This window comes from Bacillus sp. V5-8f, from assembly GCF_002863565.1.
Lineage (GTDB): Bacteria > Bacillota > Bacilli > Bacillales > DSM-1321 > Peribacillus.
Window position 1 is genome coordinate 1 of the sequence record NZ_PGUW01000021.1, and the last position, 24643, is coordinate 24643.

General features: G+C 43.1%; 21 protein-coding genes, 1 pseudogene and 1 riboswitch. Of the genes and pseudogenes, 3 read left to right on the forward strand and 19 right to left on the reverse strand.

The window, feature by feature from the left end; genetic code table 11:
* Positions 1–17: 17 nt before the first annotated feature.
* The 5 genes from CUU64_RS17925 to hprK are packed head-to-tail and all read right to left on the reverse strand — an operon-like array spanning position 18 to position 3942.
* Complete coding sequence (locus CUU64_RS17925) at positions 18–530, reverse strand: acyltransferase (RefSeq protein ID WP_101635013.1); 513 nt, start codon at positions 528–530, stop codon at positions 18–20.
* The gene (gene ppaX / locus CUU64_RS17930) at positions 527–1180 is read right to left on the reverse strand and encodes a pyrophosphatase PpaX (protein ID WP_101635016.1); all 654 of its coding nucleotides are present in this window, start codon (positions 1178–1180) and stop codon (positions 527–529) included. The genes CUU64_RS17925 and ppaX overlap by 4 nt, the downstream gene beginning before the upstream one ends.
* Complete coding sequence (locus tag CUU64_RS17935; protein WP_180954669.1) at positions 1170–2114, reverse strand: nucleoside recognition domain-containing protein; 945 nt, start codon at positions 2112–2114, stop codon at positions 1170–1172. The genes ppaX and CUU64_RS17935 overlap by 11 nt, the downstream gene beginning before the upstream one ends.
* Before the next feature lie 31 nt (positions 2115–2145).
* Complete coding sequence (gene lgt / locus CUU64_RS17940; protein ID WP_101635021.1) at positions 2146–2958, reverse strand: prolipoprotein diacylglyceryl transferase; 813 nt, start codon at positions 2956–2958, stop codon at positions 2146–2148.
* 48 nt (positions 2959–3006) lie between these two features.
* Positions 3007–3942: an HPr(Ser) kinase/phosphatase gene (hprK, locus tag CUU64_RS17945; protein ID WP_101635022.1), complete on the reverse strand. Its 936-nt coding sequence runs from the start codon at positions 3940–3942 to the stop codon at positions 3007–3009.
* 258 nt (positions 3943–4200) lie between these two features.
* On the opposite strand from hprK, the gene CUU64_RS17955 reads away from it, so the two are divergent.
* Positions 4201–4812 carry an N-acetylmuramoyl-L-alanine amidase gene (locus tag CUU64_RS17955; RefSeq protein WP_257985584.1) on the forward strand — a complete coding sequence of 204 codons (612 nt, stop codon included), beginning with the start codon at positions 4201–4203 and terminating at the stop codon, positions 4810–4812.
* Positions 4813–4875: 63 nt separating this feature from the next.
* Here CUU64_RS17955 and CUU64_RS17960 read toward each other — a convergent pair whose 3' ends face one another.
* The 7 genes and pseudogenes from CUU64_RS17960 to CUU64_RS17985 all read right to left on the reverse strand — a co-directional run bounded on the left by CUU64_RS17960 (position 4876) and on the right by CUU64_RS17985 (position 15889).
* Positions 4876–5976: a DUF4097 family beta strand repeat-containing protein gene (locus CUU64_RS17960; RefSeq protein WP_101635028.1), complete on the reverse strand. Its 1101-nt coding sequence runs from the start codon at positions 5974–5976 to the stop codon at positions 4876–4878.
* Positions 5977–6370: 394 nt separating this feature from the next.
* Complete coding sequence (locus tag CUU64_RS23220; RefSeq protein WP_374702737.1) at positions 6371–7318, reverse strand: methyl-accepting chemotaxis protein; 948 nt, start codon at positions 7316–7318, stop codon at positions 6371–6373.
* A pseudogene (locus tag CUU64_RS23225) lies at positions 7313–8071 on the reverse strand (MCP four helix bundle domain-containing protein); the annotation flags it as partial. The pseudogene CUU64_RS23225 and the gene CUU64_RS23220, both read right to left, overlap by 6 nt.
* Before the next feature lie 121 nt (positions 8072–8192).
* Positions 8193–8282: riboswitch (cyclic di-GMP riboswitch) on the reverse strand.
* A 352-nt stretch (positions 8283–8634) separates the two neighbouring features.
* Positions 8635–11508 carry an excinuclease ABC subunit UvrA gene (gene uvrA, locus CUU64_RS17970; RefSeq protein WP_101635032.1) on the reverse strand — a complete coding sequence of 958 codons (2874 nt, stop codon included), beginning with the start codon at positions 11506–11508 and terminating at the stop codon, positions 8635–8637.
* Positions 11509–11515: 7 nt separating this feature from the next.
* The gene (uvrB, locus tag CUU64_RS17975) at positions 11516–13495 is read right to left on the reverse strand and encodes an excinuclease ABC subunit UvrB (RefSeq protein ID WP_101635034.1); all 1980 of its coding nucleotides are present in this window, start codon (positions 13493–13495) and stop codon (positions 11516–11518) included.
* 233 nt (positions 13496–13728) lie between these two features.
* Positions 13729–13959 (reverse strand): CsbA family protein, encoded by a 231-nt coding sequence (locus CUU64_RS17980; protein WP_101635036.1) that lies wholly within the window; start codon positions 13957–13959, stop codon positions 13729–13731.
* A 322-nt stretch (positions 13960–14281) separates the two neighbouring features.
* Positions 14282–15889, reverse strand: a complete 1608-nt coding sequence (locus tag CUU64_RS17985) for a catalase (protein ID WP_101635038.1) — start codon at positions 15887–15889, stop codon at positions 14282–14284.
* Positions 15890–16257: 368 nt separating this feature from the next.
* Here CUU64_RS17985 and CUU64_RS17990 point away from each other — a divergent pair, with 368 nt between their 5' ends.
* Entirely contained in the window at positions 16258–17607 is a 1350-nt protein-coding gene (locus CUU64_RS17990) for an N-acetylmuramoyl-L-alanine amidase family protein (protein ID WP_101635039.1), read from the forward strand.
* Between the two features lie 148 nt (positions 17608–17755).
* On the opposite strand, the gene CUU64_RS17995 is transcribed toward CUU64_RS17990, so the two are convergent.
* The 4 genes from CUU64_RS17995 to cobA all read right to left on the reverse strand — a co-directional run bounded on the left by CUU64_RS17995 (position 17756) and on the right by cobA (position 22216).
* Entirely contained in the window at positions 17756–18397 is a 642-nt protein-coding gene (locus CUU64_RS17995; RefSeq protein WP_101635041.1) for a YczE/YyaS/YitT family protein, read from the reverse strand.
* 266 nt (positions 18398–18663) lie between these two features.
* Positions 18664–19902: an ATP-grasp domain-containing protein gene (locus CUU64_RS18000; RefSeq protein ID WP_101635042.1), complete on the reverse strand. Its 1239-nt coding sequence runs from the start codon at positions 19900–19902 to the stop codon at positions 18664–18666.
* 161 nt (positions 19903–20063) lie between these two features.
* Positions 20064–20687, reverse strand: coding sequence for a precorrin-2 dehydrogenase/sirohydrochlorin ferrochelatase family protein (locus tag CUU64_RS18005; RefSeq protein ID WP_180954664.1), 624 nt, complete (start codon positions 20685–20687; stop codon positions 20064–20066).
* A gap of 50 nt (positions 20688–20737) precedes the next feature.
* On the reverse strand, positions 20738–22216 hold the full coding sequence (cobA, locus tag CUU64_RS18010; protein WP_101635046.1) for a uroporphyrinogen-III C-methyltransferase: 1479 nt from the start codon (positions 22214–22216) through the stop codon (positions 20738–20740).
* 589 nt (positions 22217–22805) lie between these two features.
* Between cobA and CUU64_RS18015 the strand changes: the two genes are divergently transcribed.
* Positions 22806–23522, forward strand: coding sequence for a 3-ketoacyl-ACP reductase (locus tag CUU64_RS18015; protein WP_101635047.1), 717 nt, complete (start codon positions 22806–22808; stop codon positions 23520–23522).
* Between the two features lie 53 nt (positions 23523–23575).
* On the opposite strand, the gene CUU64_RS18020 is transcribed toward CUU64_RS18015, so the two are convergent.
* From CUU64_RS18020 to CUU64_RS18025, 3 genes are all read right to left on the reverse strand, one after another.
* Positions 23576–24130 (reverse strand): TVP38/TMEM64 family protein, encoded by a 555-nt coding sequence (locus CUU64_RS18020; RefSeq protein ID WP_101635048.1) that lies wholly within the window; start codon positions 24128–24130, stop codon positions 23576–23578.
* Positions 24131–24258: 128 nt separating this feature from the next.
* Positions 24259–24396 carry a hypothetical protein gene (locus CUU64_RS22180; RefSeq protein ID WP_180954665.1) on the reverse strand — a complete coding sequence of 46 codons (138 nt, stop codon included), beginning with the start codon at positions 24394–24396 and terminating at the stop codon, positions 24259–24261.
* A 21-nt stretch (positions 24397–24417) separates the two neighbouring features.
* Positions 24418–24642 (reverse strand): heavy-metal-associated domain-containing protein, encoded by a 225-nt coding sequence (locus CUU64_RS18025; protein WP_101635049.1) that lies wholly within the window; start codon positions 24640–24642, stop codon positions 24418–24420.
* Position 24643: the final 1 nt, after the last annotated feature.

A 24643-nucleotide genomic window follows, 5' to 3' on the forward strand; every position in this document is an offset into this window, starting at 1 on the left:
TTTTGTTAGTGAAGCCTCTATTCAAGCAGTCCTCGCTTGGCTACTTCTTCTTTCGAATAAATAACCTGCATCGGGTTGCCACCGACAAAGGCTCCCTCCGGCACGTCCTTGTTGACGAGCGTGCCTGCTGAAACAATAGCCCCATTGCCGATGATGACTCCTGGCAGAATCGTTGAGTTAGCGCCTATCATTACTTCATTACCGATATGGACCTCACCGAGCCGGTATTCCTTGATTAAATATTCATGGGCAAGAATGGTAGTATTATAGCCAATTACCGTATTTTTACCGACTGAAATTTTTTCAGGGAACATGATATCCAACATAACCATAAGGGCAAAGGAAGTCTGCTCGCCAACTTTCATGCCGAGGAAGGTGCGATACATCCAGTTTTTCACTGACAAAAAAGGTGTATACCGCGCCAGCTGGATCACAATGAAATTTTTCACGACCTTCCAAAAAGGCACTGTCTTATAAACATGCCACAAGGAATTCTCACCTTCTACAAAATGCCTTTCTGTGCGTCTCATCTCACTGTAACCCCAATGACCGTTATTAAATCGGACATGTGATCCAGGATATAGTCAGGTGCAAATTCCTCCAGATAATCGCGGCCCTTCACTGTCCAGGCAACGCCAGCCGTCTGGGTGCCAGCGTTTTTGCCAGCAAGAATATCATGATAATTATCACCAACCATGATTGCTTCCGTAGGGGATGAATCCAAAGCATCAAGAGCCTTTAGAACAGGCTCAGGGTCCGGTTTGGCTTTTTCAACATCATCCAAGCACACAATCACTTCGAAAAATTCATCCAGCCTGCTAAGTTTGAGACCTTTAAGCACTACATCCCGTTTCTTGGTGGTAACAATGCCAAGCTTATAACCTAGTTCATGCAATGCTTTAATTGTTTCATATACACCTTCATACTGAGTTACCATTACATCATGGTTTTGGATATTATGCTCACGGTAGCGGGCAATCATTTCGTCTACCCGTTCAGGGTCGATTGAATAAAAAGTATCGTGCAATGGCGGCCCGATAAAAGGCAAGATATCTTCACGGGTATACTTATCCGGATAATAATGACTTAAAGTAGCCGTAAACGAAGCAATAATTAAATCGTTTGTATTGATCAAAGTTCCGTCCAGATCGAACAGCAATGTTGTAATCTTATTGCCCATAGGATGCTTCCTTTCTTTGGGATAAACTTGCACGCTTCCATAATAATCCTACAATTATGGTTAGTAATAAAGCAACGGAAAGCCTAATTAACAATAAAGGAAGGACGGGGATCCCGAGCGGAACGAAAATTAAGGTATCCTCCACAACGGCATGGCAGGACACCAAGAAGATAAACGCAAGGGTAATGTCCCTCTTGCTTACATTATCTTCCTTCACAGCTTGAATCATCACTCCAGCCCCATACGCCAGACCGATTGTCAACCCGGCAACTAGCGTCATGGAAGCATTTGGCTTCATTCCAAGAAACCTGGTAAACGGAGCGAGCCACCGGGAAAAAGCGTCAAGCCATTTTAAATCCTTCATGATTTGAATGACTACCATAAGCGGCACTACGATGATTGCCAGCTGTACAATCCCGAATGCCGCCTTTTGGAGGCCGTATAGAAGGATGGCACCTAGCCCTTCTAGCTCAGGTGTGGCGGAACTAATAAATCCATACTGGGCAGTTTCACTTCCACCGTTCCAGACAAGATTGATGATAATAGCAGAAATAATTGCAAGGCCGATCCTTACTAACAAGATAATCCACAGCTTTACCCCGACTTTTAGGGCGACTCCTGATTCAATCAGCATATTGTGTGAAAATGACAACATAATAGCAATGATAAATACTTCTTTAACGGAAAGTTCTAGGGTAAGTATACCTGCTATACCCGCATATAAATTTAAAAAATTCCCCAAAACAAGCGGAATTGCCGCGTCACCTGGAAGGCCCAGCAATCCCATTAGCGGGGCAACCATATTAATAACCCAATCTAGCACCGGAGTATATTGTAGCACTGAAATGATTAACGTGATCGGGAAGATCACCTTTCCAAGTGTCCAAGTCGTGTTTAAGCCCGCAACCAAACCCTTTCTAACCGAGTCCTTCATCATTCCCCTTCTCCCTTATTAGTGATCATTCTTATGATTCTAGGTATCTTTTATCTGCAAATCCCCTTACTCTTCTAATGACAATTAAAGCAATGGCTAAGATGATAAGGACAACAGATATCACCTGAGCCATGCGCAGGGTTTCCGTAAGCATCAAGCTGTCCGTGCGTAGGCCTTCGACAAAAAAACGGCCGACTGAATACCAAATCACATACCCAAGAAACAGCTCTCCCTGACGCAGATTCGCTCTCCTTAATAACAGCAGTATAATGACACCAATGATGTTCCACAACGATTCATACAAAAAAGTAGGGTGATAATATGAACCATTTATGTACATCTGGTTAATAATAAAGTCTGGAAGGTGCAGAGATTCCAAAAATGACCTGCTGACTTCACCACCATGTGCCTCCTGATTCATGAAGTTGCCCCACCGGCCGATCGCCTGGCCAAGCAGGATGCTTGGCGCTGCAATATCCGCAATTTTCCAAAATGACAGCTTCTTTATCCTGGCAAAAACCACAGCTGTGGCAACAGAGCCAATAAGGGCTCCATGGATGGCGATACCGCCATGCCAAATTGCAATCATTTCCCCCGGCCGCTGACTGTAGTAGTCCCAATTGAAGATCACATAATAGATCCTTGCACAAATAATGGCTATGGGCACCGCAAATAAAATCAAATCAACGAATGTATCCTTGCTGAGCCCTCTTCGTTCAGATTCCCTTACTGCCAGGTAAAGCGCTAGCAGCACGCCAGCCCCGATAATGAGGCCATACCAGTGAACCTGGAGCGGCCCAAGCTCGAAGGCTATGGGGTTTAAGGGCTTTATTCCTTCTTCCATTTATAGACTCCCTCTTTCCGTCTCATTCTTTTCAACCGCATTCAAGCATTACAAATCCTCTATAGGACCCTCAGAAATAGCATAATTTAAACGCTCTGAAAATTGCTCCGCGGCGTTGACTCCCATCCGCTTTAAACGGAAATTCATGGCCGCGACCTCGATGATGACAGCCAAGTTTCGTCCAGGACGCACAGGAACAGTCAATTTGGTGACTTCGGTATCGATGATTTTCATTGTTTCCTCATCCAGGCCAACCCGGTCGTACTGCTTGTTCTTTTCCCATAGCTCAAGATTGATCACAAGCGAGATTTTCTTATTACTGCGAACGGCACCGGCGCCAAACAGGGTCATGACATTAATGATGCCTAGACCGCGGATTTCAAGGAGATGTTCAATCAGTTCCGGCGCATTGCCTACAAGCGTGTCCTGGTCCTCCTGACGGATCTCAACACAATCATCCGCTACAAGCCTATGCCCCCGCTTGACTAATTCAAGGGCCGTCTCGCTCTTACCGACTCCGCTTTTTCCTGTAATCAAAACACCGACTCCATAAATGTCGATTAATACACCGTGTACCGCCGTCGTTGGGGCAAGCTTACTTTCAAGGTAGTTGGTCAAATGGCTGAATAACCGGGTGGTTTTCATGTTTGACCTTAGTACCGGAACTGATTCACGTTCTGAAGCCTGAATCAATTCCTCTGGAACTTCCTGGCCACGGGAAACGATGATGCCAGGAGTGATATCGGTGCACAGGCCCTCCATCCTGATTTTTTGCTCTGGCTCGCTCAGTTTGTCAAAAAAACTCATTTCCGTCATACCAAGCAACTGGACGCGTTCCGCCGGATAATAATCGAAAAACCCCGCAATCTCCAGACCCGGACGCGAAAGATCACTGGTGACGATGGGCCTATTAATTCCCTCTTCACCGCTAATGAGTTCTAAACCAAAGGTATCCATAACATCTTTAATACGTACTTTTGCCATTTATGTGAATCCCCCTCTTGGAGTTCTTTAGTAAAATCCACCGTTACTCAGCTTTGAATAGGTAAAGGCAGAAAATTGCTGATAGGAAATCCCTATCACAAAGCAATCTACAACTTTCTCTATTTTAGCACTTTTTCTAACAGAACCAAATAAAGAAACAAATTCCTTTTCATTTCCTGGATGTAGATGCCATCTGAATTTTATTTTTAGTAAGATGCTTCTTTTGGCCATTTGGCTTATATGATAATAGAGAAGATCATGCCGGCAAATCATGATGCCAGCTTTGAAAGGAGAGATAGAACTGTGAAAATTATGCTTGATGCAGGACATGGATATCAAACCCCAGGGAAACGGTCTCCAGACGGTATGAAAGAATACGAATTTAATCGGGCAGTTGCAGCATATTCAAAATTGCTTTTGGACAAGTATAACGGAGTTGAAGTTTACTTCACCCATTCTGACACGGAGGATGTACCCCTCTTTAAAAGGATTGGCCGAGCAAATGCTATCGGTGCTGATGTGTTTATCTCCATCCATGCCAATGCTTTCGGCGATGGTTCATGGAACAAGGCCTGCGGGATTGAAACCTTCGTTCATACATCCAAACCAAAGCTAGCCCTGGCCCTTGCCAATAGTATTCAAAGCACCATGGCAGCCATGACTGGGCTTCCCGACCGAGGCGTAAAAACCGCGAACTTCCAGGTTCTCCGCCAAACAAAATGCCCAGCCGTACTCGTAGAATGCGGATTTATGACCAACCAACAAGAAGCCAAACTCCTCCAATCCGACAACTACCGCAAACTCTGTGCCAAAGCCATCACCACCAGCATTCTTTTGTGGGGTCAGTCCCCCGCCAAAGTAAAGCATTAAAGCGGTGGGGGACTGACCCCCACCGCACTGAAGCGTTCAAGTATATGGAGACTACCAGCATAATTAGTTCACACTAATAGCCCCCGTTTTTGTATCAGCAAAGATATGGAGTACCTGTTCGGCAGTATGGCCGGTCTTAAAGGATAGAACCTTTTGAACCACTTCGTTTTTTTCTTCCACGACTTGAATTCCGGGTAGATTGGCACTAAGGCCTCCGATATTGGACTTCAACTGTCCATATACAGCTGTCCCAGGTACAATGTTTACATATATTTTCCCAGTAACGGTTTTTGCATGAATATATTCCCCCTGGGCGGTAGGCAGATCGCACAATATATCGCCGGAAAATGACTGGACATCTACCTTATTTAAAAGTCCATCAGCCGCGATTGTTCCGTTTAAGGTCTCGGCCTCCAGTTTTTCCAAGCTCGCATGTTCGATATGGATACCGCCATTAGCCGTCTCAAACTCGGCCGTTTTACCTAATAAGCGGTTAAAGCTTATGGAGCCATTAGCTGTCTTTGCCTTTATATTGTCAACTTTCAGATCAGCACCACAGATAGGGCCATTAAACGTCTTAACACTGATATTTTCATAATGCGCTTGTGGAACATAAATGTCCGCTTCTACCTTCAGAGTCTTTTGGCTGGAGGAAAAATGGAATGATTCTCTATCAACCTCACATAGAACATGCCGCAAAAAGTTTTTCCTCGCTTCATCCTGATCTTTAACCCGGTACACCTTCGCTTTGCATTCCACCCTTAATTCCTGCTGGTCCCAAGGAATCAATGTAGCTTTCCCATTTGCTATTTCTATATTGATTTCATTCAGATAAGCTTCACTATGATGGAAGATATGGGACATTTCTATAAAATGGCCAAAATTAAAGTCCAAATCCGCTTCCTTTAACTTTTTTATAGCACCGTCGATAAAATCCAGTATTTTTTCTGTTGAGGATTGAAGCTTTTTTTGAAAGGAAGCATTGAATTTTTCATATGAATCTTCTTTTTCATCAACACGCAGAAGCTCTTGCATAAGAAGTTCTTCTTTTTGAGTGCTTACCTGCTCAGCCTTTTCCAATTCTTCCAACAGGGCAAGTGCAGCATCAGCCGATAACTCGCCATCCTGGATCATTTGCAAAATCCGTTTCTTTTCCTCCTGCATTTCCTATCCCCACCTTTACTATGTATACACCTTTCTCAATCTCTATTCTTAAGTGTACGCAGAATAATGGTGAAAGTTTCTTATTGATTTCCGCTAGAAACAAACAAGCATAACATTTTACCGTCTTCCGACAAGGGAATTCGACAATATTTTCCCGGGAAATGTTAGAGAATTTGTAGATATTTTTTCTTTTCCACTATTTAGAAACACTCATGAAAATTACACACTTTACCCTTATCCCGATCACCAAACTGTTTAATGGGGAAAGTGAGAGACAAGGCTATTTAAAAAGACACCAAAATTAAAAATGACTGGGGTTGAGCCCACAGTCATTCTAGTAACTTATTGAAATTCCATATGCTAAACATGCGTTTTTTCTTTTCGATTGCTAAAATTATAATTTGAACCGCGCCACCAATTTTTGAAGGTTTTCCGCTAATACTTCCAGACTTTGGGCACTTGCGGACACTTCTTCAATGGCTGCTACATTTTCCTCCGTTCCTGCGCTCACTTGCTGTGTAGAAGCTACACTTGTTTCTGCAATTGTTTGGACATGATCGATTGCCTTCAGAATTTCACCGCCTAAGCCCTGTAAGTCCAAAATAGCAGAAGACACATCTTGAACTTGGCTAGTGACAGCTTCAATCGATGTCTGGATTTGTTTAAAGGCTACATCTGCTCCCTCTGTGAATGTTAAGCCCTCATCTGTGTTTCTATTTTGCTCTTCCATTGATACAACAGCCTGATCTGTTTCATCCTGAATTACCGTAATCATCTCTGTAATCTGTTCGGCAGATTTTCTTGATTCCTCAGCCAGCTTTCGGACTTCATCAGCCACAACCGCGAATCCTTTTCCATGTTCTCCAGCTCTTGCTGCTTCAATGGCCGCATTTAAAGCCAGCAGATTTGTCTGATCCGCGATTTGAGTAATCACACCTACAATATTATTTATTTCCTTTGAACGCTGACCAAGTGAGCGTATGACGGAAGCAGTGTTTGTAACTGATTGATTTATATTTCTCATTTGTTCCACTACTTTTGTTATAGAAACCGCTCCTTCTTCAGTCAAGCTTTTCGCGTTCTCGGCAGACACATACATCTGATTGCTGCTTACAGAGATGCTCTCCATTCCATCTGACATCTTGTTCATAGAAGATTGAACATCGTTGAAATATTGAAGCTGGGTTTGCACTCCCATGGCGTTTTCATTAATGAGATGGGCAATTTCTTCACTAGCGGAAGAGCTTTCTTGAGAACTAGCACTCAACTGCTCACTACTTGCAGCTAACTGAGTGGATGAGACATGCACTTCTGAAACTACTGCATGTAAATCACTCACCATTTGATTAAAAGCTGCTCCAAGCTCTTGAATTTCATCCTTGGTTTTCATTTCAATTCTTTCTGTATTTAGGTCTCCGCTAGCTACACTCTTCATAGAAGCTACAAGCTTTCGAACCGGCCTTGAAATCTGGTCGCTAATCCATAACGCAATACCGATGCCGATAAAAATAGCAATAAGTAAGATTATAAGTGTACTGACTTGTACTGACTTTACCGTTTTACTCGCAGCTTCCTTCCCCTTCTCTAAGCCCTCTTTCTGAAAGGTTTCCAATTCTAAAAGAACTTGTGTAAAGGCAGCAGTAACTTCTGGGGATGACGTGTTCATGATGTTTTGATAACCACGTTCATCTCCGCTTTCCTTATATTTTAATGCATCTGAAATCATATTATTATACTCTTGATTGACTTTAGAAATATCTTGCACAAGGGCCTTGCCCTTCTCGGAATGAGATGTTTCCTCCAACTGTTGAAGTAAGCTGCTGAATTTCTTCCTGGAGCGTTCATATTGTTCTATGTATTTTTCGTCTTCTGAAATGACAAATCCTCGGACATTAAGGGTCTGATTCGTCATTTCCTGTTTTAAGTCTTTCGCTAACAGCAGCTTTGTAACACGGTTATCTATGAGAGCCTTATACTCTGAATTAATGTTGGATAATGCAGTGCTTGCCACACCGCCCACAATACCAAGCAATAACAAAATTACGACAAACCCGCCAATCAACTTTTTACGAATAGTCAATTTCATACTTTCCATCCCTCACCTAAAATTTTACTTAGTTTTGTATGATTCTTTCATTCCCTTTTTACTTCTTTTTCCAAATAAAAATGGCTAGTTCCAACGATTATTGGAATAGCCATTTTTGGTTATAGGGCTATTCGGCGGCCTGGCGATCATAGTTCATTGACAGAACCTTAGACCCATAGCTTTGCGTCCTCACTTTTCAATGAGTTTGCCTTTATCGTATCGTTCGTCAAAAAATCAATATTCCCCCTCGCTAATAGATAATAATTCCTATGAAAATATACCCAGATACAAATATATGTAAACCATATCCAAAAAAATTTTTTTGTACAAATTATTTGCTTGATTTATTGATATTTTACGATCTTTTAATAAGCGGAGAATGTAAACATAACAAGACAAGGAATGAGTAATTCCGGTTACAGGGAGGATATTAAGAGTTACACGGATTGAAAACTGTTTTTTGTAGAAGGGCGAAAAATATTGTGTACTGAATAATACTTTTTTATTGGAAGTTTTCCCAGCTTCAAATTTCACTTCAACCCAAATAAAGCAGGCCGATTTCGGCCTGCTTATTAAACGTGTTCATGTTCTTTTTCCCTGATTAACTTTTCCATACGAATCTGGTCACGTGTAAGGATTGGTTTAAGATATCTGCCTGTATGTGATTCTTCTACCGTTATCAAATGCTCTGGCGTACCTGTTGCGAGAATCGTTCCGCCCTTGTCCCCGCCTTCCGGGCCAAGATCGACAATATAATCGGCGGCTTTGATGACATCAAGGTTATGTTCGATTACGAGCACAGTATCGCCATTCTCGACCAGCCTTTGTAAAACGACAAGCAGCCTGGAAATATCATCGACGTGAAGCCCAGTAGTAGGTTCGTCGAGGATATAGAAAGAGCGGCCGTTAGAGCGTCGATGCAGCTCCGATGCAAGTTTGACACGCTGGGCCTCCCCGCCGGAGAGAGTCGTAGCTGGCTGGCCAAGCGTAATATAACCAAGGCCTACATCATAGATCGTCTGCAGCTTTCTTTTGATCTTTGGAATATTTTCAAAGAAGGAAAGTGCATCTTCGACAGTCATATCAAGGATGTCAGAGATATTCTTACCTTTATATTTTACTTCCAATGTCTCACGATTGTACCTTTTTCCGTGACAGACCTCACATGGAACGTACACATCCGGAAGGAAATGCATTTCAATCTTGATAATGCCATCCCCGCGGCAGGCTTCACAGCGGCCGCCTTTTACGTTAAAACTGAACCGGCCCTTTTTATACCCGCGTATCTTTGCTTCATTGGTTGCAGCAAATACATCGCGGATATCATCAAAAACACCTGTGTATGTTGCAGGGTTGGAACGAGGTGTTCTGCCGATTGGAGATTGGTCAATGTCGATGACCTTCTCCAGGTGTTCGACTCCTTTTATTTCACGGAACTTGCCTGGTTTTGTCTTTGCATTATGCAGCTTTTGGGCAAGTGCCTTATGAAGGATTTCGTTGATTAGCGTACTTTTCCCTGATCCAGAAACACCTGTAACCGCAATGAATGTACCAAGCGGAAATTTCACGTTAACATTCTTCAAGTTATTTTCTTTAGCACCCTTAATTTCCACGAATCTCCCATCACTTTTGCGACGCTCAAGGGGTAGCGGGATGAATTTTTTCCCGGATAAATATTGCCCTGTTAATGAATTCGGATCTTCCATAACATATTCAGGCGTACCGGCAGAAACAATACTCCCCCCGTGAATCCCCGCACCGGGACCTACATCGATCAGGTAATCGGCAGCAAGCATCGTATCCTCGTCATGTTCAACAACGATCAATGTATTACCAATATCGCGCATATTCTTTAATGTATCAATCAGCCTGTCATTATCGCGCTGATGGAGGCCGATAGACGGCTCATCAAGAATATACAGGACACCAGTCAATCGGGAACCAATTTGGGTTGCCAATCGGATTCGTTGTGCCTCTCCGCCAGAAAGGGTTCCGGCTGCACGGCTCAGCGTTAAATATTCAAGGCCTACATTTGATAGAAAACCGAGCCGCTCCTTAATTTCTCGGAGGATCAGGTTTGCAATTTGCTTTTCTTTGTCGGTCAGTTCCAGAGTTTCCAACGATTTCAGTGCTTCCTCAACTGAGAGAGAAGTGACTTCGCTAATGTGATTACCCTGGATTAAGACGGCAAGGCTTTCTTTCTTAAGCCTGTGGCCTTTACAGGTAGGGCAAGCATGCTCAGACATGTATTTCTCCATCTGTTCCCTGATATAATCGGAGCCCGTTTCCTTATAACGACGTTCCACATTCTTTAAAACACCTTCAAAGTAAACATAGTTCTCACGGATTTGGCCAAAGTCATTTTCATATCTGAAATAGATTTTGTCCTTATCAGAACCGTACAAGATCTTATCCAGTTGAGCTTCGGATAGATCCTTCACAGGTATATCCATATCTATACCGTAATGGTTCGCAATTGCCTCCAATAGCTGTGGGTAATATTGCGAACTGGTCGGCTCCCAAGGTGCAATGGCATGCTGCCGCAGCGTAAGATCCTTGTTAGGGATTACGAGTTCTTTATCCACTTCAAGCTTTGAACCCAGGCCGTCACATTCCGGACAGGCACCAAACGGGCTGTTAAAAGAAAACATCCTTGGTTGAAGCTCACCTATTGAAAATCCACAATAGGGGCAAGCGTGATGCTCACTGAACAGCAACTCTTCCTCACCGATCACATCGATGATGACTTTCCCTTCACCAAGCTTCAGGGCACTTTCCATTGAATCAGCAAGCCGAGCTGCTATGCCTTCTTTCACCACAATCCGATCGACAATGACTTCGATGGAATGCTTTTTGTTCTTTTCAAGGCTGATTTCTTCCTCTAAATCACGCATTTCCCCATCAACTCGAACACGGACATATCCCTGCTTCTTAATGTCCTCCAAGACCTTTGCATGTGTACCCTTACGGCCTGATACTAACGGGGCGAGCACCTGCATTTTTGTACGTTCTGGATATTCCATAATTCTATCAACCATTTGTTCAATCGTCTGTGAGGTAATTTCTATATGATGGATCGGGCATGTAGGCCTTCCTATCCGGGCAAACAATAGCCGCAGATAATCATAGATTTCCGTAACCGTTCCTACAGTGGACCGGGGGTTTCTGCTTGTTGTTTTCTGGTCGATGGAAATTGCCGGCGAAAGCCCTTCGATTGAATCAACATCCGGTTTGTCCATCTGCCCCAGAAATTGCCGGGCATAGGCAGACAGCGACTCTACATAGCGCCGCTGGCCTTCTGCATAAATCGTATCGAAAGCCAGAGACGATTTACCTGAACCTGAAAGTCCGGTCAAGACAACAAGCTGGTCCCTAGGAATTGTGACGTCTATATTTTTCAGATTATGGGCTCTGGCACCTTTTACAATCAGTTTTTCCATTGCCATGGTCTCGTCATCCTTCCGCTTTTAACTCCAGCAATAAATCGCGCAGCTCCGCAGCCCGCTCGAAGTTTAATGCTTTTGCTGCTTCTTTCATTTCTTTTTCCATTTCTGAAATCATCTTCTCACGTTCTTTTTTCGTCATGTTGGCTGCACGAGGAGTTGGTGTGTATTCTTCCTGTTCCTCGGCTGCATGGGTTGCACGGATTGTATCCCGGATTTCTTTTTGAATCGTCTGCGGTACAATGCCATGTTCCTCATTGTATTTCTCCTGTATGGCTCGACGGCGTTTTGTTTCGCCTATCGCGATCTCCATCGAATTCGTCATTTTATCCGCATACATGATTACCTGCCCATTCGCATTACGTGCAGCACGGCCGATTGTTTGGATTAATGAACGTTCGGAACGTAGGAAGCCTTCCTTATCAGCATCAAGGATGGCCACTAGGGAGACCTCCGGAATGTCCAATCCTTCCCTAAGCAGGTTAATGCCCACCAGAACATCGTATTTGCCCATCCGTAAATCGCGGATGATTTCAATTCTTTCTAATGTCTTTACCTCAGAATGGAGGTATTGAATCTTTATACCGATCTCTTTCAAATAATCGGTCAAGTCTTCCGACATCTTTTTCGTTAAAGTAGTAACAAGCACGCGTTCATTCTTTTGGATCCTATCTTGGATTTCGCCAAGCAAATCATCGATCTGCCCTTCAATCGGACGAACGTCAATGTTCGGATCAAGCAGTCCGGTAGGCCGAATGATTTGTTCAACCATTTCAGGAGTATGTTCGATCTCATATGGTCCTGGAGTGGCAGAAACGTATACTGCCTGGCCGACTTTCTTTTCAAACTCTTCAAATCTCAAAGGTCGGTTATCCAACGCCGATGGCAGACGGAAACCAAAATCTACAAGCACCTGCTTTCGAGCCTGGTCCCCGTTGAACATCCCTCGCACTTGCGGAAGGGTGACGTGCGACTCATCCACTACAAGGAGAAAGTCTTCCGGGAAATAATCGAGAAGCGTATAAGGAGTGGAACCGGCCGCCCTAAGTGTCAGGTGGCGGGAATAGTTCTCAATTCCAGAGCAAAATCCCATTTCGCGCATCATCTCAAGGTCGTATCTCGTCCGTTGCTCAAGCCGCTGCGCTTCAAGAAGCTTATTGTTCTCACGTAGCTCTTTCAACCTCTCCTCCAGCTCTTTCTCGATATTTTCAATCGCTACCTTCATTTTTTCTTCCCTGGTAACGAAGTGGGATGCCGGGAAAATTGCGATATGATCCCTTTCGCCGATAATCTCCCCTGTTAAAGCGTCAACCTCGCGGATCCGGTCGATTTCATCGCCAAAGAACTCAACCCGTACGCAATGTTCATCCCGGGACGCTGGAAAAATTTCCACGACATCGCCCCGGACACGGAATGTTCCCCGCTGGAAGTCGATATCATTTCTTTCATATTGAATGTCCACCAAACGGTGCAACAGTGTATTCCTTTCCATTTCAGCGCCGGTACGAAGAGAAACGACCATTTCGCGGTACTCTTCCGGAGAACCGAGACCGTAAATGCAGGATACACTGGCGATAATAATTACATCCTTACGTTCAAATAAAGAGGATGTCGCTGAGTGGCGCAGCTTATCTATTTCATCATTTATGCTTGAATCTTTTTCTATGAAGGTATCTGTGGAGGGAACATAAGCTTCGGGCTGAAAATAATCGTAATAGCTGACAAAATATTCAACCGCATTATTTGGGAAAAATTCTTTAAACTCACTGTAAAGCTGGCCGGCAAGCGTTTTATTATGGGCAATCACAAGGGTAGGCTTGTTCACTTCCTTAATGACATTAGAGATCGTGAACGTTTTCCCCGTACCAGTGGCACCAAGCAAAGTCTGGTGCTTCTTCCCTTTGTTAATCCCTTCTACAATCTGCCGGATGGCTCCTGGCTGATCCCCCTGAGGCGAATATTTTGAGACTAATTCAAATCTATCTTTCAAGAGGCAGGCCTCCAATCGTTAAAAATTATTAAAACAATATCATATATATTAAAAAAAACATCAGAACACATAAAAGGTGTCCTTACTGCATTTCTATATTTATAGCCAAATGCCTAATTTCCATATACACATTTTAACACAAATCACATACAACAAACCAACAAAAACCGAACATTTATTCGGTTTTTTTCGACAGATACTTCTCAGGTTTAAAAACAAAAAAGCACCTATTTTCAGGCGCTGCGGGACGCTTTTTTGCTCATTCTTAAAGAAAGCCAAAAGCCAAGTGTCAATGAAAATGCGTCGATAATAATCAGCCACCAGGTGTGTGTATAGCCTTTATAGGCCGAGGCAGCTATCAGGGCAACGGTGAGCGCAAGCCCGACCACAGTATTATAAGTAACCCTGGAAAAAAGCATAACCAGCAAAGCCGGGAAAACGAGCGCGGACAAAAACTTAATCATTTTCTTCCCCTTCCGGATAAATAAACTCGTCTAATTCACATTCCCTTTTTAGGGCTTGGATAGACCTTGAAATCCTGAAATGGCCGCTGTGTATAAGGACATTAGTAAAACATTTTGTTTGCAACATGAATATCTAAACCCCGCTGAGGCCATGGATCTAGTATTCTTGCATATATAGTTTAAATGATTCCTGCCCTTTTGCCAAATGTAACGAACAGGTATTTTATAGAAGGTTCATTGAACAATTAGTTATAAAAGACAGAAAGAAACCTTGCGTACCTTTTCGGTTGGCAAGGCTGATTGTTTCATAGTATGTCGGATATTAATAAGGATCCGCGGAATGCCCTTTTTCTTCGGCCTGCTTTGGAGCATCCGCTGCACCTTCCGCTCCAATAGGCTCCCTGCTGGATACGTTGTCCGAATCAGCATTCTTCAGGCCTTCTTCTACCCGGCGGCCATAATCAGGATCACATTGCTTGAACATTTCAATCATTTTCGTCTTAATTCTTACATCACACGGTGCTAGTGTATTTACCAGGTTCGTGATCAGTTCTTCTCTTTCCCATTCTTCAAAGTTCCTGTATGTTTCTCCTGCCTGGCCAAAGTTGTTTTCACGCTCAATGCTCTCACGAACAAGTTTGCCTTCTACATGAGGAGTGTGAGGCTGCCCTTCCTTTTTCGCTTCCTTCAGGCCATCCAATGTCGAAGGCTCATAATTAACATGCGGATTCTGGCCTTCTGCGAGGTCAACTTTGTATTGCATCTGCCCCCCGCGTTGGTTAGTAGCCACCCGCGTCTTAGGAGCGTTGATTGGAAGCTGCAGGTAATTTGGCCCTACGCGGTAACGCTGTGTATCTGAATAAGAAAAAGTCCTTCCTTGAAGCATCTTATCGTCGGAGAAATCCATCCCATCCACAAGCACTCCGGTACCAAAGGCAGCTTGCTCTACTTCAGTGAAATAATCCTCGGGATTTCTATCAAGCACCATTTTCCCTACAGGCAGCCATGGGAATTTATCTTCTGGCCAAAGCTTCGTATCATCAAGCGGATCGAAATCCAGTTCCGGATGCTCTTCATCACTCATGATTTGGACAAGAAGCTCCCATTCCGGGTAGTCCCCTCTTTCAATCGCTTCATATAAATCCTGGGTCGCATGGTTGAAGTTCTTTCCCTGAATTTGCTCCGCTTCTTTCTGAGTTAGGTTTTTGATGCCTTGCTTCGGCTCCCAGTGGTATTTTACAAGAACCGCTTCACCCTTTTCATTAATCCATCTGTACGTATTCACCCCTGACCCTTGCATTTGCCGGTAGTTAGCTGGTATACCCCATGGCGAGAACAGAAACGTAATCATATGCATCGCTTCAGGAGTATTGGATATAAAGTCAAAAATCCTTTCGCCATCCTGGACATTAGTGACAGGATCTGGTTTAAAGGCATGAATTAAATCAGGGAATTTCATTGCATCACGGATAAAGAAAATTTTCAGGTTATTCCCAACTAAGTCCCAGTTGCCGTCTTCTGTGTAAAACTTAACCGCAAAGCCGCGCGGGTCCCGCAATGTCTCAGGGGAATGCGTGCCATGGATAACAGTTGAGAAACGGACAAATAGAGGCGTCCTTTTTCCATTTTCCTGAAAAAGCTTTGCTCGCGTATATTTAGAAGGATGCTCGTCCCCAACCTTTCCATACGCTTCAAAATATCCGTGTGCTCCTGCACCCCTTCCATGAACAACCCGTTCCGGGATTCTTTCACGGTCGAAATGGCTTATTTTCTCTAAGAAGTTATAATTCTCTAAAGTAGCAGGTCCCCTATTTCCTACCGTACGCAAGTTCTGATTGTTGGTAACCGGATGGCCTTGTCGATTCGTCAATGTTCCATCTGTTTCGTTTTCCAACTTCTTCTGGTTATCATTTGACTTGTCCTTATCCATTTCGACTCCTCCTTTACTTCTATGTATCACGCTTAAACCTTTACCCGCCTTTAAGAAAAAAATTCCTTTTTTAAACGAATTTCTACGATAGGGAAAAAAGATATACTTCGCTTACCACGATGGTTTAAAATAAAACTAGTAAAATACTCCCATTTTGCCGAAAACTACTAAAAAAGTTGATAATCTATCCGATACTTTTTATAGAGTTTTGTAGATAAAGCTGTAAAAAAATAAGACAAAAGATGCAAACTACCAAACCTTCTTCGCATATTTTTTGGTTTGTCTCATTTTTTAATGGCTTTGTCAGGATTTTTATGTAAGGTTTTCGATTTTACAAAGCTCAGGAAAATTCGGAAAGGCGGTTCAGAATGACAAGGAAAATCGCAATTGTTTTATCGTCCTTAGCACTTGCAGCATCGTTATTCTTATTCACTGTTCCTGGCACCCAAGCATACGCTTCCTCTCAAGCTAAAGTTAATGCAGGCTTGTTGAATATGAGGGAGAAACCGAGCACATCATCGAAGGTTTTAGGCACACTTAAGAAAGGTCAGGTTGTTACTGCTATCCAGCAGCAAAGCGGATGGACCAGGGTGTCATCCAGCGGAAAAAATGGGTGGGTTTCTTCCAAATATTTATCGTTCATTCAGACAGTTTCAAAGACCACCACTACACTACCGGTTGTTTTAACACCAGCTACATATTATGTAACTGCAGGATTATTAACAATCCGTGAAGAAGCAGACCCAACCTCTTCTACCATTACGACGGTAAGAAAGGGTGAGGCGGTCACTTTATCTGAAAAGCAAATGATATCTGGTAAAGAGTGGGGCAAGGTAAAAACAGCTTCAGGAAAAACTGGCTGGACGCCTCTTTCATACTTGAAGGCAAAAGATTCGGCAGAAGCTGCACCAACGCCGGCACCAGCACCGACACCCGGCGCTACAACTACGGTTAAATACTATGTAACTGGCGCGTCATCGTTAAATATCCGCAAAGATCCGAATACTACGTCGGCAGTACTCACGGCCGTCAAAAACGGCGAGGCGGTCACTTTATACGAAAAGAAAGTGGTAGCTGGCAGACAGTGGGGCAGAGTAAAAACCGCCTCAGGAAAGATAGGTTGGGCATCCATGACGTACCTGTCCACAAAGCCTCCAGTAGTAGCTTCTTCCTCAATAAAGGGGAAAATTATTGTCATTGATCCGGGCCACGGAGGAAGTGATCCAGGTGCGATTGGAAAGGGCAAAACACAGGAAAAAGTCATCAATCTGCAAACTGCAAATGAACTGAAGGTTTTATTAGAAAATGCAGGTGCAAAAGTAATCATGACACGCACTTCCAATACAAGCCGCAAACTGGAGCTTCAGGAAAGGGTCGATATCAGTCACAAATACAAAGCCGATGTCTTCATCAGCATCCATTATAATGCGGGAAGCAGTCAAGCAACCGGCATCGATACTTACTACGATAAAACGTATGGAAACGAAGCGGAGCTTGCAAAATGCATTCAGACGGAGCTCATCAAACAGACGGGAATGAAAGATCGCGGCGTAAAGACGGCAGGATTTTATGTCATCAAAAAAAATAAAATGCCATCTGTACTAGTAGAGCTTGGTTTTATCTCCAACCCTAATGAAGAAAAGCTAATTGCTACAAAGGCTTACCAACAAAAAGCCGCTAAGGGAATATTCAACGGCTTGGTCAAATATTTTGAATAAGACAGACAAAAATCCCGCCTCGGCAAGTGTCGAGGCGGGATTTTTTACTGAAGTACTCTACGTAGGCAACACCCTGCAGGAATCGCTACACCTGTGTCTTCGTTGTTAGGAATATTTTGCCAATCGTGTGTTTTCTAACACTGTAGGCTTATTTCTGTATCGCGGTCCCAACGGCTGTACTTTTTTCATCCATCTTCTGAAGGTTCTTCCTGAAATAAAATAGTGTGCGCTGAAAGACCGGGCTTTGAATAAAGGTATAAAGGAATGTAACGATAAAAGCCGGGCCGCCGAGAAGGAAGCCGATCAGCAAAATGAAGGATTCCACAATAATTCTGGCCCTGCTAACAGATAGTCCGGTTTTATCTGAAATCGTGAGCATAAACCCATCACGTGGACCCGCTCCCACACCAGAGGCGACATATATGCCTCCTCCCATTCCGGCCAAAAGGATGCCAACAAAAATGATTAAGTAATCCAGCCATGTGTACGTTGCATCAGGAAGAATATCGGTCCACAAAAAGAAATCCATAATCGGGCCGAGCAACAAAGCATTTAAAAAGGTTCCTATATTGATATATTTACGATCAATAAGAAGCGAAACAACCACAAGAAACAAACCTGATAGTACAGACCAGGTACCAATCGTAAAGCCAAACTTTTGAAATAAGGCTACGTTCAATACCTCCCACGGGTGAAGTCCAAGAAACTGGACCTTAACCGCAATGGCGTTCCCCAAGCCAAGCAGGGTTAATCCAGAGAAGAACATCAACCATCTGATCATCAACAACATCCTTTTTTTCCTCCGCCCTTAAGTGTTCAAACTATTCGATTCCTTCTGAATAATATTTCTATATAATAGCACAACAGTTATTTATCGGTAAGACTTATTCTGTAATTTTCTTCAATAATGTGGAAGTGACGAAAAACATTCAAAAAAAATCCCTGACATTATCTGTCGGGATTTTAGATCGCCCTCTGAATTGTTGGCTGAACTACTTCAAACTGTTGATATCACTTCCATTAATTTTCATTCTACTTATACCATACTCACTTTATCTAAATATCATAGCTATACTCATCTTCTAGTTGAAAAGATATTTCCTTTGCCGCTTCCTCGGCCATTTTTTTCGCTTCTTCTATGGAAGTTTCCGAGGAGGCTAGCACATACCCGTACCTGTCTCCCATTGTCAAAGGTGGCCGTAGATATTTTCCCTTTTTCGGTTTTATGAAAACTTCTTCAACGCCAGGAATCTTGGAGGCTCTTTCTCTTCCAGTCACCTTCGACAATATTCCCTCATATGAAACAGTCAGATAATGGGCATACACATATTTGCTATGTTTTCTCGCAAGGCGAGGCTCATTTCCCAAAAAAAGCTGAATCGTTTCTTCTACTAAATTTATGCCGTACCCAATTTCAATGATTCGATTCATTGCCCCGCCAGAGATTCGTGGATTGATCTCAATTAATTTCCATTCACCATCTGCCAATCGCATTTCAAAATGGCACGCTCCATTTTTTAGCCCTAATGCTTGTACAATGGAGGTAACACTATCGTAAATACTATTATAAAATGGAGTTTCCATGTATGGCATCAACGAATAACCGGTCACGATAAAGCGATGCTGAAATGTTATATCCTGTGCTATTACTGCGATAATATAAACTGTTCCTTTATAAACGACAGCTTCAATTAGATATTGCGGACCGGATATGAACTCTTCCAACAGCACAGGCTCACCTCTATACTTCTTTGCCAGCTTCTTAATAGCCGTTTTTAATTCCTTTTTACTGGTCGCTAATAATACATCCTTCGAGCCAGCTGATTTTGGTGACTTTACAATAAGAGGCAAATGCCTCTCTTGCCTGGGAAGGAAATCTTGCAGCAAAGCCTCCGGGTGGAAAACAGCGAAGTACGGTGATACAGAAAGATTCTTTAGAAGCCGACGTGTTAACGTTTTATCTTCCATAGTAAGAATTTGTTTGGAAGACACAATGCTGGTGCAAATTTGTTCTGCTAAAGCTGCTGCAACATGCACATAAGGATCAATAAAGCTTAAAATGCTCCTAATCGTTTTTCCTTCTTTTTTTAGCTTAAGGATCGCCATTTTTAATGTATAGAGATTTGAAAGATCCCTTAATATCATGTGGTCTACGTCAGGAAACTGAGCAATCTGCTCCAAGAATTGCGGCCTATCCGTAAACACAGCTGTAAAAAAACCAAGCCGTTTTGCCGCCTTGATCGCTTCCCTGCTTGATCCCGACTTGTTTGTGCCAATAAACACTATAGTATCCATATGTTCATTTTCTCCCACCCGTATCTGCTAATTTAATAACGACATCTGCATATATACAGAATATAAAATCAGGAAAATAATGGTTCATAAATAGATGAAAAATAGGGAGATTCATTAGGTGGTGGTATAGATTGCCTGAAATAAAAAAAATCATGAAAGCATCATTGCTCCATGATTTTTTTATATAGGATTTGAAACGATGTTTCCCGATCATTTTTGCTTAAGAAGTCCTCATCCAAAAGGGCGGCAAGCAAGTTCCTTTTTTTGATAGGATCCTCTACCTCTCTTTTAATTCGTTCCCGGCAGGCAAACAAGAAATCCATATACTCTTCATAACGATCATCATATTGTTCGGCAATTTCACGGCTGATTTTCCTGGACAGCATAGGGCTTGCCCCTGATGTAGAAACCGTGATAACAAGGCGTCCCCTTCTGATAACAGAGGGGGTATGGAAGTCTGAAGACTCATGGTTATCGGCAAGATTAACAAGCTGGTTTGGCTTTTTGTTAGAGGCAATCCATTCATTAATCTCAGCGTTATTTGAAGCGGCTACAACGATTTCCGCATCCCGTAAATCTTCTAAGGCCACTTCCTTTTCGTTCCATGCTAAGGCACCAATCTCTACCAATTGACTCAAGCCTTCTGTAATTTTGGGGCTGATGAGGGTAACATTAGCCCCTGCTTGGAGAAGCTGCCCTACCTTGCGTTCGGCCACCTTCCCGCCGCCAACAATGGCAACCGGCTTGCCCTCGATATCAAGATTAACAGGATAGTACTTTTTCATACAATTTTCTTCCTCCACCTTCAGTATCATAGGGATGCCAAACCGGGCAATTATTCATTTGATCCCTTATGCATGAACGACAACAATTTTATAAGCTCTTCTTTTGTAGAGGTATCCGGCATGCTAGTCGGATTGAAACCATACTCTTCTGCAGCCTGATAGCTGCGTTTTCCCATACAGACAACGTTCAGCCCATGTAACACTTCTTTCACCAGAAGCCCGGCTGATTCGAGTCCTGCGTTGAATTGCCGGACAGATGCGCTGCTCGGAAATACCGCTGTGTCAAGTTCGGCTTCTTCCAACATCCGCATGAATATCGGCGGATACTGATCGTCGATTTGAATTCTGGAGGTTAGAAATATATCAAAATTTTGGTATAGGCTCATATAGGATTCTTTTTCGCTTTCCAAGCGATCATCCCCGATTATCAACAGCTTGCCCCAATCGTTGGTGTCCCCTGTAATTTCAGCCATCAGACCTCGCTTCTGCAGGGCTTGTTTTGATTTGATAGAAGCAGCGTACAAACCAGCCTTGATAGAACGGATATCGATGGCTCGTTCCATTAGTAAACCAAAGAATTCATCGACACTTTCAGGTGAAGTGAAAAGAATGTCATCATAATTGCTAATCTGACTTAAAATATCCTCAGCTACCGGTACAGGGGTCCGTTTCCACTTCGGAAATTCAATTACATCAGCGCCTTGCTCCCTTAATTCTGCCGCAATCATGCTTTCCTCTGTACCCGATCTTGCGAGCAAAATTTGTCGTCCATACAGAGGTTTTTTATCAAACCAGCTAAGCTTTCCATGCAGCGAGGCAATATCGCCTACCAGTGTAATCGCAGGATTACTGAAGTTTACGCGTTCTGCCTTTACTGCAATCGTCGAAAGTGTTCCTTCCAGTGTCTTCTGTCTGCCCATCGTTCCCCATTGAATTAGGATAACGGGGGTGTCCGGTGCTTTTCCATGCTTCATCAGATTTTCACATATATAAGGAAGATTAGCGACCCCCATGTAGAAGGAGATAGTGTCGATACCTTTTGCTAGGGCAGCCCAGTCGATTTTTGGTTTTCCATCTTTCGATTTATCATGAGCTGTGACTACGGCAAAGGATCCGCCATATTCCCGATGAGTCACTGGAATTCCCGCATAAAGTGGAGCAGCAATGCCGGAAGTAATGCCTGGGACCATTTCAAAGGGTATCCCACTTTCCGCAAGGCCTGCCGCTTCTTCACCAACACGGCCGAAAACGCCTGGATCGCCTCCTTTTAAACGGACAACCGTTTTTCCTTCCAGCGCTTTTTTTATAAGAAGCTCATTAATGGCTTCCTGGCGCAGGAAATGGCGATCCGGAAGCTTTCCGCCATAAATCAGCTCACAATCGCTCCTCGCAAAATCCAACAACTTCGGATTGGCCAGCCGGTCATACAGAATGACATCGGCCCGGCGGATCGCTTCCATTCCCTTCATTGTAATCAGGCCGATATCACCCGGCCCGGCCCCAACTAAATACACCTTTCCTTTCTTCATATATAATGCCATCCTTCCCCTTTTAGCTTTCTTAGCTGATAGGGAAAGTATAATCCTTTTCCTATCCCGCATAATGCAAACAAAGCCTGATTGCGCTTGTGCAAGACCGCAATCCAGCAATATTTACATAATATTTTATCTTATTGTTCTATAATAAGATAAACGATGTCTTCTTGCACCTCAATTTTATAGGTTTTTACCTGGTCTTGATCTGGCGCTTATACTTGTCCGTCCAATAGGGAAATATTTCAATCATAGCGCGGGCAAAATACATAATGTCCGATGGTTAGCCCGTCTGACCTCTTGGAATGGGGGCTTTTGTTTTCTACCGCTTTAACTCTCCGTTTTACCACAATCACTTGATATTTATTGATTAGTGGATACAGTATACTTTTCCTCACTATGTAAAGAGAAAGTGCGTACTTCCCAAAAGCAACATTAGTTGTATACTATAGTTGTTTAGTTGAAAAAGAGTTCAAAAGCCTTATCACATCTATGCAAGGTATGGAATTTTAAAGGGTATATTACTTTTATGCATAGATGCTTTTGAAGCTCAGTGTCCATTATTACAACAATAGGAGTGATAGAAATGCAATCATTAAAAGGTAAAACAGCGCTGATTACCGGGGCTGGCAGAGGGATTGGCAGAGCTATTGCCATTGCGCTGGCAAAGGAAGGCGTACATATAGGAATGATCGGGTTGAATATGTCCAACCTTGAAAAAGTAAGTGAAGAATTATCAGAGTATGATGTCACCGTTTCTGCGGCTGTTGCCGATGTATCAAGCCTTGATGGCGTCCAAAATGCGGTAGAGCATATCAAGTCAGATCTTGGCTCCATCGATATCTTGATTAACAATGCAGGGACTGCAAAATTTGGCGGTTTTCTTGAATTATCTGCTGAAGAGTGGGAAAACATCATCCGTGTTAACTTAATGGGTACTTATAATGTCACAAGAGCCGTTTTACCTGGCATGATCGATAACAAATCAGGCGATATCATCAATATTTCATCAACGGCCGGCCAAAAGGGCGCGCCTGTTACAAGTGCTTATAGCGCTTCAAAATTTGCCGTGCTTGGTTTGACCGAGTCACTAATGCTTGAAGTAAGGAAGCATAATATCCGCGTATCCGCATTGACGCCTAGCACTGTTTCTACTGATTTGGCGTTCGAGAACAAGCTTACCGATGGAAATCCGGAGAAAGTGATGCAGCCGGAAGACCTTGCTGAATTAGTTGTGGCCCAATTGAAGTTGAATCCGCGGGTGTTCATTAAATCTGCTGGAATGTGGTCAACAAATCCATAAGCAAGTTACAGGGTACAAATTTCGCCAAACTTGAGAAACAGGTCCAAAGGAAACTATCTCTCCTTCGGACCTTTTCTTCGTATAAAGACTAGTACAAGGATTACAGAAAGAACACCCACTATAATCTTCCCCTGCCAATCCCAATGAATCACCTGTTGAACAGAATAAGCCTCCAGCAATAACGCAGGTACCTTTCCAATCGTGCTGGCAATCGCAAAATTAACAAGGGTCATTTTACTTGTAGCCCCGGCTAAGGTTACGAGCCCCGATGGAACCAGTGGAAATAATCGAAGGGCAAGGATTAAAACAAAGGCCTCAAAGCCCCTGCTTGTTTGAAGCCTTCTTAGATACCTATTTTGGCTCAACTTTTCCGGTAAAAATTTATGTATCCCTTTCCTGTACAAATAAAAGCTTACAATCGCTCCTACTGCTTCCCCTGCAATAGAGATAGACACTCCATTATAAAAACCAAAAAAAGTGATATTCGCTGCCGTTAAAAACACACTGGGAACAATTCCTAGCAAACTAATGATCATATTCAGCAGAATACTGATCCAAATTGCGTATCCTGCATTCTCTGCAAACCAGCTTACTACCTGATTTTCCATACGTCCACCTGCACATTTTTATGTGCTAACAGTATAACCCAAACAATTGGAGAACGCCCTTAAATATCACTTTTGACCTAACATAAAAAAAGCCTTACTCATGTTTTCCACAAGTAAGGCAGTTTGTCCTATTCAGCAATATCCGCTGGGGCATGGAATTTCCGGTCTTCCAGGCAGGTTTCACACAAATGGAGGTGAGAGGCTCCGACCAGTTCCTCAGCACTTTCCATTTCAACTTCATTGCCGCAAATTTCACATTTCCTCATAAGCAGCCTCCTACAATATGGTTATTGTTCCATAGAACCTGATGCAACTTCATAACCGTTATCCAAAAGTTTCCGTTCAAAATCCTGTAATTGGGCCATTCTATTGTCAAAGGTTAATCTCGCCCTGTTTTGTGAGAGGTCAACCTGAACTTGTAATACTCCCCACACATCTTCAAGGGCACCCATCACTCTGTCAGCATCAGCCTGGTTTTGCATATTCTTAATGACAATAACCGCGTCTTCCACT

Bases quoted from the DNA above. Each gene is read 5' to 3' on its own strand.
- CUU64_RS17925 (WP_101635013.1), bottom strand. From the start codon at position 530: ATGAGACGCACAGAAAGGCATTTTGTAGAAGGTGAGAATTCCTTGTGG.
- ppaX (WP_101635016.1), bottom strand. From the start codon at position 1,180: ATGGGCAATAAGATTACAACATTGCTGTTCGATCTGGACGGAACTTTG.
- CUU64_RS17935 (WP_180954669.1), bottom strand. From the start codon at position 2,114: ATGAAGGACTCGGTTAGAAAGGGTTTGGTTGCGGGCTTAAACACGACT.
- lgt (WP_101635021.1), bottom strand. From the start codon at position 2,958: ATGGAAGAAGGAATAAAGCCCTTAAACCCCATAGCCTTCGAGCTTGGG.
- hprK (WP_101635022.1), bottom strand. From the start codon at position 3,942: ATGGCAAAAGTACGTATTAAAGATGTTATGGATACCTTTGGTTTAGAA.
- CUU64_RS17955 (WP_257985584.1), top strand. From the start codon at position 4,201: ATGCCGGCAAATCATGATGCCAGCTTTGAAAGGAGAGATAGAACTGTG.
- CUU64_RS17960 (WP_101635028.1), bottom strand. From the start codon at position 5,976: ATGCAGGAGGAAAAGAAACGGATTTTGCAAATGATCCAGGATGGCGAG.
- CUU64_RS23220 (WP_374702737.1), bottom strand. From the start codon at position 7,318: ATGGTGAGTGATTTACATGCAGTAGTTTCAGAAGTGCATGTCTCATCC.
- uvrA (WP_101635032.1), bottom strand. From the start codon at position 11,508: ATGGCAATGGAAAAACTGATTGTAAAAGGTGCCAGAGCCCATAATCTG.
- CUU64_RS17980 (WP_101635036.1), bottom strand. From the start codon at position 13,959: ATGATTAAGTTTTTGTCCGCGCTCGTTTTCCCGGCTTTGCTGGTTATG.
- CUU64_RS17985 (WP_101635038.1), bottom strand. From the start codon at position 15,889: ATGGATAAGGACAAGTCAAATGATAACCAGAAGAAGTTGGAAAACGAA.
- CUU64_RS17990 (WP_101635039.1), top strand. From the start codon at position 16,258: ATGACAAGGAAAATCGCAATTGTTTTATCGTCCTTAGCACTTGCAGCA.
- CUU64_RS17995 (WP_101635041.1), bottom strand. From the start codon at position 18,397: ATGTTGTTGATGATCAGATGGTTGATGTTCTTCTCTGGATTAACCCTG.
- CUU64_RS18000 (WP_101635042.1), bottom strand. From the start codon at position 19,902: ATGGATACTATAGTGTTTATTGGCACAAACAAGTCGGGATCAAGCAGG.
- CUU64_RS18005 (WP_180954664.1), bottom strand. From the start codon at position 20,687: ATGAAAAAGTACTATCCTGTTAATCTTGATATCGAGGGCAAGCCGGTT.
- cobA (WP_101635046.1), bottom strand. From the start codon at position 22,216: ATGAAGAAAGGAAAGGTGTATTTAGTTGGGGCCGGGCCGGGTGATATC.
- CUU64_RS18015 (WP_101635047.1), top strand. From the start codon at position 22,806: ATGCAATCATTAAAAGGTAAAACAGCGCTGATTACCGGGGCTGGCAGA.
- CUU64_RS18020 (WP_101635048.1), bottom strand. From the start codon at position 24,130: ATGGAAAATCAGGTAGTAAGCTGGTTTGCAGAGAATGCAGGATACGCA.
- CUU64_RS22180 (WP_180954665.1), bottom strand. From the start codon at position 24,396: ATGAGGAAATGTGAAATTTGCGGCAATGAAGTTGAAATGGAAAGTGCT.